This window comes from Enterococcus italicus (assembly GCF_023743875.1).
Classification (GTDB): Bacteria; Bacillota; Bacilli; order Lactobacillales; family Enterococcaceae; genus Enterococcus_G; species Enterococcus_G italicus.
Genome location: NZ_JAMRVB010000001.1, coordinates 2,134,640 through 2,149,014 on the forward strand (window position 1 = coordinate 2,134,640; position 14,375 = coordinate 2,149,014).

Genomic DNA, 14,375 nt, shown 5'->3' on the forward strand with positions numbered 1-14,375 from the left:
AAAGGAGGAAAGTTTGTGTCCTTAAAATTGAAAATCACCAATTTTTTTGGTCTGGATGATGAAAATTATATGGATGAAGATCCGTACTTCAATGAATCGCCAACGATGAAGCCTAAAAACTCTCAGCCAAAACAATCCATTGAGCCTTTACCAAAATCCAAAAAAACAGCTACCATCCATACAGCTAATAAACAATACACACCGAAGAGACCAGTGACAAGACAAGAAACTAGACAATCTAAAGTGTATGAAGATAAGACCACGGTTCCTTCGAAAAAAGTTGTGACCATGCAACATTCTTCAACGCAAAAAAGTACGATGAGAGAAAAAGCGGTCTCTCACTCAAATAAAATTATGATTGTTGAGCCAAAAGCCTATTCTGAAGCAATGATTATCGCTAAGCATGTCATCAGTGGGGAATCGGTATTAGTTAATTTTCACTTAATTGATGAACCACAAGCTCGTAGAATTGTTGATTTTCTGACAGGTGCCGTGTATGCTGAAGATGGCGATATTAAACGAGTAGCCGATGAAATCTTTTTATGTACACCAAAAGGTATTGAAATCGATGGAACTGCACAATCTCTCGTTGATAATAAACTATTTGATCTATAAGGGAGGTGCATCATATTTTAATCATACAACTTGTTTCATTAATAAATAAGGCAATCTACTTCTATTCAATTTTGTTAGTTATTTATGCCTTACTTTCCTGGTTTCCTGGAGCCTACCAAAGTTTTTTGGGAAAGCTTTTAAGAAAAATATGTGAGCCATATCTCAGCATGTTTGACCATTTGCGCTTACAGATAGGTCCGATTGACTTTACAATTGCGGTAGCCATTATTTTATTAGATTTGGCAGGCAAAGGTCTAACAATTTTATTGATGATGTTAATCTAGAAAGGAGCATATTCCGGTGGACGCAAATATTTATCAGCATTTTAGAAGCGATGAACGTCCATTTATTGATGCTGTTCAAGATTGGATTGAAAAAGTCCAAATGCAGTATGCTCCGTACTTAACCGAGTTTTTGGATCCACGACAAGCATATATTTTAGAAACGATTGTCAGACAACAATCAGATTTAAAATTTGAGTTCTACGGTGGATATGAGCAAGCAGAGCGAACCAGATGCCTGATTTTTCCCGATTACTATACTCCAACGCAAGAAGAATTTGACATTGTCCTTTTTGAAATAAATTATCCGGAAAAATTTACGCAGCTTTCACATGGTAAAATCTTGGGAACGCTCGTGAACTCGGGTCTTAAGCGTGAATATTTCGGCGATATTATCTCAGATGGTAGTCGGTGGCAAGTGTTGGTCGCCAAAGAAGTCCAAAATTATATTCAAATGCAAGTAACGAAAATTGGTTCAGTCAATGTACGCTTACTTGTAAAAGAGTATATCGACTTAGTTTCACCTAAAGATGCTTGGCTTGAAGAGGCGACGACGGTGAGTTCTATGCGCTTAGATACAGTGATAGCCAATGTTTTTTCCATTTCACGTCAACGTTCAAAACAATTGATTGAGGCGGGAAAAGTTAAAGTAAATTGGCGTGTCGCACAAAGACCTGACTTTATGCTAGAATTGTTAGATATTGTATCCATTCGTGGATTTGGTCGTTTGCAAATTCAGCGACAAGGTGGTACAACTAAAAAAGAAAAGATCCGTTTGGCAATCGATGTATTGCGCAAATAAAAATAAAGAGGTGTAAAAAATGGCATTAACTCCATTAGATATTCAAAATAAGAGCTTTCCGAGTAAAATGCGTGGCTATGAAAAAAGTGAAGTAGATGACTTTTTAGATTTAGTCGTACGTGATTACGAAACAGCGGTTCAAAAAAATCGTGAACTAGAAAAAGCATTGAAACATGCTGAAGAAAAACTTGAATACTTCAATGAATTAAAAGATGCATTGAATCAATCAATTATTGTGGCACAAGACACAGCTGATAAAGTAAAATCAAGCGCAAGCAAAGAGTCGGAAGTACTAGTTACTGCTGCTCAAAATCGTGCCGATGAACTAGTTTCCAATGCGGAGAAACGTGCGCATGCTTTAACGACAGCTGCAGAGGACAAAGCAAAAGAAATCTTAACTGAAGCAACTGAAAATGCCCGTCAGCTTGTCACAGAAACAAATGACTTAAAGAAAAAGACGCGCGTCTTCCACAGCAATTTATCACTTATGTTGGAATCTCAGTTAGAACAAGTAAAAAGTCCAGAATGGGAAGAAATCTTAAAACCATTCTCTAGCTACGTACAAGATAGTCATTCTGTTATTCGTGAAGTTTTATCAAAAGAACTTGACAGCGAAAAAGAAAATGCAGTAAACTCACAACAAACACCGGCTATCGAAGTGACTGAAGAAGCAGTTGCCGAAGAACCGATTGTTGTTGTCGATGCTACTGAAAAAATTATCGATATCCCTGGACCAGAGAATAACTAAAGCTAGAATAGAACAGTAGTTTAGATTCAATTTTTTAGCGAGCTAGTGATGGTGAGAGACTAGTAAACCCTGTATCTAAAGTAATCATCTATTTGTTTTGCTTCAGAATAAAGTAAGAAGCAACGAGTGATTTCGTTATCAATCATGAAAGCAAATAGGTGTGTCTATTTGGAAATTTGGGTGGTACCACGATTGATTCGTCCCTTCATACTTTGTATGAAGGGACTTTTTTATTCAGAAAAAGATAGGAGCGAACGAAATGAAAATGAAAGAAACTCTGCATCTTGGAAAAACTGCTTTTCCAATGCGTGGTAATTTGCCAAATCGTGAAGTTGATTGGCAAAAAGAATGGGAAGAAAAAGATTTATATCGTTTACGACAAGAAAAAAATGAGGGCAAACCAACCTTTGTTTTGCATGATGGACCGCCGTATGCAAATGGAAATATCCATTTAGGCCATTCATTAAATAAAATCAGTAAGGACATCATCGTTCGTTCGAAATCAATGTCTGGGTTCCGCGCACCTTATGTACCCGGATGGGATACGCATGGTCTGCCAATTGAACAAGTATTAACAAATAAAGGAATCAAAAGAAAAGAAATGTCATTGGCTGAATACCGCCAAAAGTGTTACGACTACGCATTAACACAAGTCGACAAACAAAGAAATGACTTTAAGCGTCTAGGTGTTTCCGGAGACTGGAACCATCCATATGTGACACTAACTCCTGATTATGAAGCTGCTGAGATTCGCGTCTTTGGGAAAATGGCTGAAAAAGGCTACATCTATAAAGGATTGAAGCCAATCTATTGGTCGCCATCTAGTGAGTCTTCATTAGCAGAAGCAGAAATTGAATACAAAGATGTAAAATCACCATCAATCTATGTCGCTTTTGATGTTGTTGACGGCAAAGGGATTTTGGATACTGATACTGCATTGGTTATTTGGACAACTACTCCTTGGACCATTCCTGCTAACTTAGGTATTTCTGTCAATCCAAAATACACATATGTCCAAATTGAAGCGGACGGACGCAAATTTGTTGTCGCAAAAGATTTATTAGAAGCCGTTACAAATGAAATCGGCTGGGAATCAGTTACTGTATTAAAAGAAGTTGCCGGAAAAGACATGGATCTAATGACCGCTAAGCATCCATTATACGATCGTACTTCTCTTGTTATGGTTGGAGATCATGTGACGCTTGATGCCGGTACTGGTCTGGTGCATACTGCTCCTGGACATGGGGAAGATGACTTTATTATTGGAAAAAAATATCATTTGGATATTCTATCACCAATCGATAGTCGTGGCTGTTATACAGATGAAGCACCTGGCTTTGAAGGATTGTTTTACGAAAAAGCGAATCCAATCGTCACAGAAAAACTAAAAGAAACAGGCTCCCTGTTGAAATTAGACTTCTTCACCCATAGTTACCCACATGACTGGCGTACGAAAAAACCAGTAATTTTCCGTGCGACACCACAATGGTTTGCATCGATAGATAAATTCCGTCAAGATATTTTGGACGAAGTTGACAAAGTGAATTGGATTATTCCTTGGGGTAAAACGCGCTTGCATAATATGATTCGCGATAGAGGTGACTGGGTCATCTCAAGACAACGTGCCTGGGGTGTACCATTACCAGTATTTTACGCTGAGAACGGTGAAGCAATTTTAACGCCAGAAACCATTGAACACGTGGCACAATTATTTGGAGAATTTGGTTCAAATGTATGGTTTGAACGTGAAGCCAAAGAACTTTTACCAGCAGGATTTACTCATCCAGGTTCACCAAATGGTCAATTCACAAAAGAAACGGATATCATGGATGTTTGGTTTGACTCTGGGTCATCTCATGAAGCAGTCTTGCGTCAACGCGAAGACTTAAGCTTCCCGGCAGATATGTACCTAGAAGGCTCTGACCAATACCGCGGTTGGTTTAACTCAAGTATTACGACGAGTGTTGCTATAAATGGTGTTGCGCCATATAAAGCCGTTCTATCGCAAGGATTTACTTTGGATGGTGAAGGTCGTAAAATGAGTAAATCTCTTGGTAATACAATTTTACCAGAGAAAGTCATCAACCAAATGGGAGCGGATATTTTACGTCTTTGGGTAAGTAGTGTCGATTATGAATCAGATGTACGTGTCTCAATGGATATCTTAAGCCAAGTATCTGAGGTGTACCGTAAAATTCGTAATACAATGCGCTTCTTATTAGCAAATACGGAAGACTTCAATCCAGAAACAGATAGCGTGGCGTATGAAGATTTACGCTCAGTTGATAAATATATGACAGTTCGTTTAAATCAAGTAGTGAAAGAAATTCGCGAAAAAGGATATGAAAGCTACAACTTCTTGCATATCTATCGAACGGTAATTAATTTCTTAACAGTAGATTTATCTTCATTCTACTTAGATTTTGCCAAAGATGTTGTCTATATCGAAGCAAAAGAGAATCACGATCGTCGTTGCATGCAAACAGTGTTCTATCAAACAGCCATTACTTTGACGAAACTGTTGACACCAATTATTCCACATACAGCGGAAGAAATTTGGTCTCACTTGAAAGAAGAAGAAGCGTACGTTCAACTTTCCGAATTCCCAGAGTTCCAAGAGTTTGCTAATCAAGAGGAATTACTAGATACATGGGTAGCCTTTCTAGAATTCCGCGATAAAGTCTTAAAAGCATTAGAAGTTGCGCGTAATGAAAAACAAATTGGTAAATCAATGGAAGCTAAATTGACCGTTTATCCAGATGAACAAGTAAATGCTTTATTAAAAGCTGTAGACAGCAATGTAGCTCAATTACTTATTGTTTCACCAGATTTCTTCGATGTCCGTCCAGTTGGTGAAGAAACACCAGCCAACGCACAAGTCTTTGAAGATGTTGCATTCGTAGTTGAGAAGGCAGAGGGTGTGGTTTGTGAGCGTTGCCGTCAAATGAAAACACATGTTGGTGCACATCATGAATTGCCAGGATTGTGTGATCACTGTGCGGAAGTCGTACTAGCAGAATTCCCAGATGCAGTTGCAGAAGGCTTTGAATAATAAATAAATAGAAGAACTTTTCATTGAACAATAGAATTGGCTAGGCCAATAAACAAATTGTTCAAAGGAGAGTTCCTCTTTTTTTTATTAGTCTATACCATTCTTATTTCATAATAAAAATATTGGTTTGCTTACAGTTATAAAAATGAGAACGATTCTCATTTGATTCTGACAAAAATTTATGGAAAATTTTCAAAAAATGTGTAAACTGAGTAGTACATTGATAATTCTAACAGTTTGGTAAAAAAAGTAATAATTATTCTAGTTAAATTTTCATTTATTCATTTTTTAGACTATAATAGTCTGAATTTTCAAATAATATCAAGATGGTGAGTCTCATGAGTGAAACAAGTATGGCTAAGAAACAACCGCACACAATGTATGATCCTTCTTTTGAAAAAGATGCATGTGGAATGGGATTTATTGCAAATCGCCACGGAGAGTCTTCTCATCAGTTGGTGGATTATGCATTGACAATGTTAGAACGAATGAATCATCGTGGCGGTACTGGAGCAGAACCAGATACTGGTGACGGTGCCGGGATATTAATGGCTATTCCAGATTCTTTTTTTCAAAAGAAAGCGAACGAACAAGCAATTCAGCTTCCAAGTAAAGGTGATTATGCTGTTGCAATGCTCTTTTTACCAAAGGAAGAAGAGTTTAAAAATGAATTGCAACGAGCACTAGTAAATGATATCCAGCATGCTGGTTTTCGGGTGATATGGACAAGAGATGTTCCGTATGCTTTTTCTAATTGTGGACCAGGTGCACAAAAAGTAATGCCTAACTTTGTCCAATTATTTATTGAAAAACCATTAGATGTAGCAGCTGGACGTGAGTTTGAGGATCAATTGTTCCATCTGCGTCGGAAAATTGAAAAAGAATACCATGCCAACGAGCTGTCAATTTGTAGTCTTTCAAGTAAAACTGTAGTCTATAAAGGCATGTTGCATGCGTATCAAGTGCGCTTATTCTATAAAGATTTACAAGATCCGACGATTGAAACAAGTATTGCCTTAATTCATTCACGTTTCTCAACCAATACATTTCCAAGTTGGAATCGAGCACAGCCGTTTCGCTTTTTAGCACATAATGGAGAAATCAACACCTTGCGTGGAGCGGAAAACTGGATGCATAGTCATCAAATCGAGATGTATGATGAAGAAAACTCAGACTCTGCAAAATTAGAAAATTGCATGGAATACCTTTATCGAAATGGTCGGGATATTCCGCAAGCATTAATGATGATGGTACCAGAAGCTTGGGGGCAAGAAGCAAACTTAAGTCCTGAACTTACAGCATTTAATGAATACAATGCAAGCTTTATGGCACCTTGGGATGGACCAGCTGCCCTTTGCTTTACGGATGGTGAAATGGTAGGTGCGGCACTTGACCGTAATGGCTTACGACCATCTCGTTATTCCATCACAAAAGACGGGTTGGTTGTTGTCGCTTCAGAATCTGGTGTGGTGGATTTGGAACCAGCTACCGTTATTGAAAAAGGTGTGTTAGGGCCAGCAAATGTCTTTTTAGTGGATACAACGACTGGTAAAGTCCTACATAATGAAGAAATTAAAGCCCATTATGCCAAACAATATCCCTATAAAAAATGGGTAAAAAACCAAATGCTTTCATTAGATATGTTATCTGCACATCCAGAAGAAGCTTTGTCTCTATCTGAGGCAGAATTACTTAAACTTTGGAAATTAAACGGTTATACGGATGAAATCATTCGGACCCTAATTATTCCTATGGCTCAAAAAGGGGAAGAGCCAGTCATTTCGATGGGATTTGATTCACCTTTAGCTGTTTTAAGTGAAAAACCACAGTCTTTATTTACGTACTTTAAGCAACAGTTTGCTCAAGTAACCAATCCGCCAATCGATGCGATTCGTGAGAAATTAGTTATTGGAACGGAGCTATTTTTGGGCCGTGATTCTGATATTAGTCAAGATATTCCTGAAAATTGTCGCAAATTAAAAGTAAATAGTCCGGTATTGTCAACGGAAGACTTTTTAAAAATGAAACAAATGAAGCGCAAGTATCAACAAGCAGTGACTCAATCGATTCTCTATGATTACCAGAAAGAAAAACGCCATAACTTGCGACAAGCGATGGAAAATTTGTGTCGTGAGGCTGAAGCGAAAATTGATCAAGGCGCAACCATTTTGATTTTGACTGATCGTGATCGCCAAGAAGGGAAAATGGCGATCCCAATTTTACTTGCGGTATCAGGGTTGCATAATTATTTGGTCAGTCAAGGAAAAGGATCTCAAGTATCCATTGTCGCTGATACGGCAGAAGCCTGTGAAGTTCATCACTTTGCGATGTTAATTGGATACGGAGCGGGTGCAATTCATCCTTATGGCGCATATGAAACGTTAAATTATTATCACCTTTCTGATAAAGTCGAATCGTATCGCAAGGCGTGTGAAAAAGGAATTGTTAAAATCATGTCTCGGATGGGGATTTCGACAGTTGCGGGATACCAAGGAGCACAATTATTTGAAGCAGTTGGTATTTCAAATGCAGTCGTAGATGAATTTTTCACCGGAACTGCTTCACGAATCGGTGGTCTTTCACTGAATCAAATCGAAGAGGAATATGCAAAACGTTATGATGCAGCTTACGGTGAAAAAGCCAATGACTACTTGCCATCAGGTGGGAGCTTCCAATTTAAAGAAGATGGCGAGCACCATTTGTACAATCCGCGAACAATCTATAACTTCCAACGAGCTGTACGGACAGGCGATTACCAACTCTACAAAGAATATGCCAATCAAATGAACCTTGAGGCACTGGAATCTCCGACGACATTGCGTGCCATGTGGGAATTTAAACATAAACGGCAACCGATTGAAATTACTGAAGTTGAGCCAGCGGAACGGATTGTCAAGCGCTTTAAAGTCGGTGCGATGTCCTATGGCTCGTTAAGTGAAGAGGCTCATAAATGTATCGCCGAGGCCATGAATCAAATTGGTGCAAAATCAAACAGTGGTGAAGGAGGCGAGCATCGCAATCGTTTCAAACCTGAAGCAAGCGGTGTAAATTACAATAGTAAAATTAAACAGGTCGCTTCAGGTCGTTTTGGTGTGAATGCGGAGTACTTAATGAGTGCTGAAGAAATTCAAATTAAAATGGCACAAGGAGCAAAACCAGGTGAAGGTGGACAACTTCCAGGGAATAAAGTTTTCCCATGGGTTGCTGAGATTCGGGGGTCAACACCAGGTGTCCGCTTAATTTCACCACCACCGCACCATGATATTTATTCTATTGAAGATTTGGCTCAATTGATTTATGATTTGAAAACCATTAATCCATATGCTCGAATCAATGTGAAACTTGTGTCCAGTACAGGTGTCGGAACAATCGCCACTGGTGTCGTCAAAGCGGGTGCGGATGTCGTCGTTATCTCTGGCTATGATGGTGGAACGGGTGCATCGCCGAGAAATTCTGTCCGCGATGCAGGCCTTCCATGGGAAATGGGGGTTGCTGAAGCGCATCAGACGTTAAGCATGAACCATTTACGCCAACGAATGGTGTTGGAAACAGATGGAAAATTGATGACAGGTCGCGATATTGCAGTTGCAACACTTTTAGGTGCTGAAGAATATAGCTTTGCTTCACTAGTGCTAGTAGCTGTTGGTTGTGTGATGATGCGCGTATGTAGCTTAAATACTTGTCCTGTGGGTGTGGCGACACAAAACCCAGCTTTACGGAAGTTTTTCGCTGGAAAACCAGAGCATGTTATTCATGCAATGATGTTCTTAGCTGAGGATTTACGGGAAGTAATGGCCGAATTAGGATTTCGCACAATTGATGAAATGGTCGGCCATGCGGAAGTATTACAACCACGCTTCGTACCAAAAGGAAAAGCGAAGTCATTAGACTTTTCAAGAATGATTGGAACTGAAATTGGAATCGAACGCAAAGTAGAAGATCCTTTTGCTGAAAAACGTCAATGGAAAGAACTTGATTTTTACAGTCAAGGAGCCATTGAATCGCAACAACCTATTTTTGTCTCACATGCGATTAACAATGTGCAACGGTCTGTCGGAGCACGAATGGCCGGTTGGCTAGCGGAACGTTTCGGAAATTATTCATTGAAACCAGGCTTGTTAAACTATACCTATACGGGAATAGCTGGCCAAAGTTTTGGTGCCTTTATCACGCAAGGCATGCAATTAAAACTAATCGGCGAAGCCAACGACTATGTCGCGAAAGGCCTCAGTGGTGGGCGTTTAATTATTGTTCCTCCTGAAGACGCCGGCTATGATGTCGATCATTCACCAATCGTTGGGAACGTTGCTTGTTTTGGCGCCAATCGCGGTGAAGCATACTTTAGAGGAATCGCGGGCGAGCGCTTCTGTGTAAGAAATAGTGGCGCACAAGTCGTGGTCGAAGGTGTCGGTGATCATGGGTGTGAATATATGACTGGTGGGGTTGCCGTTATTTTAGGTAAAACAGGTCGTAACTTTGGCGCAGGGATGTCTGGTGGTGTCGCATATGTCTACGATCCGACACATACTTTTGCTGAAAAATGCAACATGGAAATGGTCGATTTGTTTGGCCTAAATGAATCAGGTGATGACCAGGTGTTAAAAGAATTAATTGAGAAACATTTGGCCTATACAAAGTCGACAAAAGCGGCCTATATTTTGCATCATTGGAATACAGAGCAACAGCATTTTGTCAAAGTATATCCTACTGAGTATCATCATATGCTTGATACGACAGCAACTTTTAAAGACGCTGGCTACAATGAAACGGATGCTATTGAAATGGCTTTTGAGTCTGTCGTAGGGACACAATTGACGATACCTAGTAGAAAGGAGTGAGAAGTGAATGGCTGATCCTTTTGGTTATTTAAAACATGCAAGAAAAGACAATCCATATCGTCCAATTGAAGAGCGAATTAAAGATTGGAATGAACTTCAAATTCCTTTAGGAGTGGAAGAGAGACAAGAACAAGCATCACGGTGTATGAATTGTGGGATACCGTTTTGTCATACAGGTGTCTTCTTTGGAGGAAAACGGGCAGTATCAGGCTGCCCAAATGATAACTTGATACCTGAATGGAATGATTTGGTGTATCAAGGGCGCTTCAAGGATGCATTTGAACGATTAGCTCGGACCAACCCTTTACCTGAAATGACTGGGAGAGTCTGTCCTGCACCTTGTGAGAAAAGCTGTACCGAGGCGTTGAATGGTTCAGGTGTTTCGATTCATGATAATGAACGATTTATCATTGATACAGCATTTGAGAATGATTGGGTGAAAGAGTCTGGTTTACCAAATACTAAGACAGATTTTACGATTGCCATTGTTGGGAGTGGTCCTGCAGGATTGACCGCTGCTTGGCGGTTAAATCAATTAGGTCATTCGGTAACAGTCTATGAGCGAAGTGATCGCTTTGGTGGCTTGTTAATGTATGGGATTCCTAATATGAAATTAGATAAAGATGTCGTACAACGACGCATCGATCTTATGATGGATTTAGGTATCACGTTTATTGCGAATACAGAAGTTGGCAGAGATATTACTTCTGAAGAATTACAAGAGCAATATGATCGCGTCATTTTAGCGACTGGGGCCAGTGTGCCACGAGATTTAAAAGTGCCAGGTCGAGAATTAAATGGGATTCGCTTTGCTGTTGATTACTTAACAGAAGCGACCAAGGATGTGTTAAAACATGGGAAAGATGCGACTAGTCGCAAGTTGGAAGGAAAACACGTGATTGTCATCGGTGGTGGAGATACAGGGAATGACTGTATCGGTTCTGCGATTCGTCAAGGGGCAGCCTCCGTCCGACAATTTGAAATCAATCCACCACGACCAGGTGAACGCGATACAACCAATCCTTGGCCTGAATATCCGATGGTGAAAACAGTAGGATACGGCCAAGCTGAAGCAGAGGAAGTCTTTGAATCGGAAACACTTTTCTATAATCAAATCCAAACTACTGCCTTTATCGGTGCAGAAAGAGGACAATTGATTGGTGTCGAAACGGTCAAAGTTGATGACTATCGCCAACCAATCGAAGGAACACAACAAGTATTAAAAGCAGATCTTGTCCTATTAGCAATGGGCTTTGCTGGCCCTGAGAAAAAATTATTTGATGAATTTGGCGTCGAAGAAATCTATGGTGATCACACAACAAATAATGAACGAGTACTTGTTGCTGGCGATGCCAAGCGCGGCCAAAGCTTAGTTATCTGGGGAATCAAAGAAGGCCGTATGGTAGCAGAAAAAGTCGATGAATCATTACGCGCATTGACCTATCAATAAACAAAAGAGCAAAGATGCATGCATCTTTGCCCTTTTTGAACTATCAATTAATGGAATGACATATGATATGTTCCAGTAAATACAAGTGTAAAGTTTCAAAAAGATTTCTACTGAATAGAAATCTTTTTGAATTTTGTTAATAACTAGTAATATTGTTTTCTTATATAGCTAAGTATCTTCCTTAGTTTTGAAATGGTAAAGCATTACATGTCCAATTGCCTGATAATCTTATATAAATCAATAAATTCTATAACTATTCGCTTTATTTAAGGGGGAAATTTAATGATTACTTTTATGGCTTATGCATTGATTGTTGTATTTATGATTTTGATTATGGCAAAGAAAATGAGTCCTTTTGCGGCTTTGACGATAATTCCAATCATTTTTGGCGTTATCGGGCAAATATTAGGATTTTGGACTCTAGACTTGGGAGTGGCAGCTTTAGAAGGAGTTAAAACGACAAGTACCACTGCAGTAATGCTCTTGTTTGCTGTGTTATTCTTTACCTTAATGATTGATACTGGACTATTTGATCCGTTATCAAATGCGATGATCCGATTTGCAAAAGGGGATCCATTAAAAGTTATGATGGCGACTGTAATATTGTCTGCTGGGGTTTCGTTAAATGGAGACGGTACTACTACAATGATTATCGTTTGTTCAGCATTTGTGCCAATCTACCGAAAGTTACGTTTACGAATGTTGGATTTAGCTGTGTTAACCATCTTATCTCATTCTGTTTTGAATCTTTTGCCATGGGGTGGACCAACAGCCCGAGTGATTACAGTGCTTGATTTAGACGAATCACAAGTTATGCGAGGGTTAGTTCCAATGATTATTGCTGCAACAGTCTATATGTTAGTAGTTGCTTATATTATGGGGAAACAAGAGCGTAAGCGTTTGGGAATTATTGAGTTTACACCTGAAGAATTAAATGAATTGACGACTATTGCCGATCCAGCACTAATGGCTATTCGTTGTCCTAAAAAAATATGGATTAATTTTATTTTGACTGCAGTTATTATTATCTTGTTGATTTGGGGGATTATTCCTTCTGCTATTTTATTCATTGCAGGGACTGCTTTAGGTCTAGTAATTAACTATCCATCGATTGCTGATCAAAGAAGTCGTATGGAGGCTAATCTACCAGATGCTGGCCAAGTAGCTATGGTAGTCATTGCTGCGGGGATCTTCATGGGGATATTGGAAGGAACTGGAATGAATGCTGCAATTGCGACTAGTATGACATCGATTATTCCAGCCAGTCTAGGGAAATATTGGGGACTGATTGTCGCTATTTTATCAGCGCCAGGAACGTTCTTTTTATCAAATGATGCATTCTATTATGGCGTATTACCAGTACTTGCAGAGTCAGGAGCAAGTTACGGTTTTACCCCACTACAGCTCGGATTTGCTTCATTAATGGGACAAGCATTCCATTTACTAAGTCCTTTAGTGCCATTTATTTATGTGTTGTTACGTTTAACAGATGTCGATATGGGTCAATGGCAAAAGAAGAGTGTTTTATGGGCTATCGGAATTTTTATCATCTATGTAATTATTGGTATTGTTTTTGGACTGGTACCACTGACTGCTTAGCAAGTACAAAGGGATTGTTGTTTTTTGATAGTAGTGGTTGTTAAATGTATCGGATAATTTTGTTACAGTTTGTAACTGAATTATTCGATTTTTTTTTGAAATAAACCCAAATAAAGACCAAGTGATCGCTAGTAATTAGGAAAGACAACAGGTAAAATAGTGAGCTAAGGGTTTTGTTAGTAATTTGTTGATAGCGCTAACAAATTATAGCCGAGTAATACTACTTCAAGAGAAAGTATCCAATGTTATTCAGTACAGTAATTACAGGTATAGTGGGGTTCGGTGGTGGAAAATTTGCTTGAAAACTAAATATGCCAGCTAGTTTTATGACAGGGAGTATGTTGGTAGTCGCAATCATTTCTATTAACACTGGTCAAATGTATATGCCACGAAGTATCAAGGTTATCGCGCAGATTATAAGTGGTGCTTATCTGGGTCAGCAAGTGAGCAAACAGGATGTTCTACAACTACCAAGACTGACGAAACCAATTCTTTTACTACTTTTATTTTTTACTTTAAATATGTTTGTAATGGGAAAAATATTTTCTCTTTTCTTCCACATGGATGCAATTACTGCCTTATTATCTTGCTTGACTGGAGGTATCATGGATGTTTCCTTGATCAGTATTGATATGGGTGCGTAATCAGAGATTGTTGCTACGATGCAGCTTATTCGCTTAGTTGGAATGTTACTTATTTTACTTTATTGGATTCAATTGATTTTAGATCACTTTATTAAACAAAGCAAGAACGCAGAGGAATCGACTGAAAAAGAAACATTGAAAAAACAACTGCCTTTTGGAGTCATGAATCAAACGAAAAATAATCTTCTTGTTTTACTTATTTCTAGTATTGGAGGCATTTTAGATGTGTTGTCTGAAATTCCAGTAGGGGCTTTAATTTTTTCATTAATCTTCTCGATAGTGTTAAAGTTAACAAAAATACTGCTCCTCTTTCAGCTAATATTCGTTATTTCGCGCAAATATTAGC

10 protein-coding genes and 1 other annotated feature are annotated in these 14,375 nt (G+C 38.9%); all 10 genes read left to right on the forward strand.

Annotation, left to right across the window (positions count from 1 at the left end; all coding sequences use genetic code 11):
* Positions 1-15: 15 nt before the first annotated feature.
* Positions 16-615, forward strand: coding sequence for a cell division protein SepF (locus NE257_RS10525; protein ID WP_251886408.1), 600 nt, complete (start codon positions 16-18; stop codon positions 613-615).
* 23 nt (positions 616-638) lie between these two features.
* Positions 639-899, forward strand: a complete 261-nt coding sequence (locus NE257_RS10530) for a YggT family protein (RefSeq protein WP_052607498.1) — start codon at positions 639-641, stop codon at positions 897-899.
* 16 nt (positions 900-915) lie between these two features.
* Positions 916-1,698, forward strand: a complete 783-nt coding sequence (locus NE257_RS10535) for a YlmH family RNA-binding protein (protein WP_251852370.1) — start codon at positions 916-918, stop codon at positions 1,696-1,698.
* A gap of 19 nt (positions 1,699-1,717) precedes the next feature.
* A complete protein-coding gene (locus NE257_RS10540; RefSeq protein ID WP_251886409.1) occupies positions 1,718-2,446 on the forward strand; it encodes a DivIVA domain-containing protein in 729 nt (242 codons plus the stop codon).
* Positions 2,442-2,654, forward strand: a binding site (T-box leader). (Overlaps the previous gene by 5 nt.)
* Positions 2,655-2,705: 51 nt before the next feature.
* Positions 2,706-5,498 carry an isoleucine--tRNA ligase gene (ileS, locus tag NE257_RS10545; RefSeq protein ID WP_251886410.1) on the forward strand — a complete coding sequence of 931 codons (2,793 nt, stop codon included), beginning with the start codon at positions 2,706-2,708 and terminating at the stop codon, positions 5,496-5,498.
* 338 nt (positions 5,499-5,836) lie between these two features.
* A complete protein-coding gene (gene gltB / locus NE257_RS10550) occupies positions 5,837-10,336 on the forward strand; it encodes a glutamate synthase large subunit (protein WP_251886411.1) in 4,500 nt (1,499 codons plus the stop codon).
* 7 nt (positions 10,337-10,343) lie between these two features.
* A complete protein-coding gene (locus NE257_RS10555) occupies positions 10,344-11,786 on the forward strand; it encodes a glutamate synthase subunit beta (RefSeq protein WP_251886412.1) in 1,443 nt (480 codons plus the stop codon).
* Between the two features lie 282 nt (positions 11,787-12,068).
* Positions 12,069-13,385 carry a CitMHS family transporter gene (locus tag NE257_RS10560; RefSeq protein ID WP_251886413.1) on the forward strand — a complete coding sequence of 439 codons (1,317 nt, stop codon included), beginning with the start codon at positions 12,069-12,071 and terminating at the stop codon, positions 13,383-13,385.
* A 338-nt stretch (positions 13,386-13,723) separates the two neighbouring features.
* A complete protein-coding gene (locus NE257_RS11690; protein WP_338127555.1) occupies positions 13,724-14,029 on the forward strand; it encodes an AbrB family transcriptional regulator in 306 nt (101 codons plus the stop codon).
* 18 nt (positions 14,030-14,047) lie between these two features.
* The gene (locus tag NE257_RS11695; protein ID WP_338127556.1) at positions 14,048-14,374 is read left to right on the forward strand and encodes a hypothetical protein; all 327 of its coding nucleotides are present in this window, start codon (positions 14,048-14,050) and stop codon (positions 14,372-14,374) included.
* The last annotated feature ends 1 nt before the right edge of the window (position 14,375 follow it).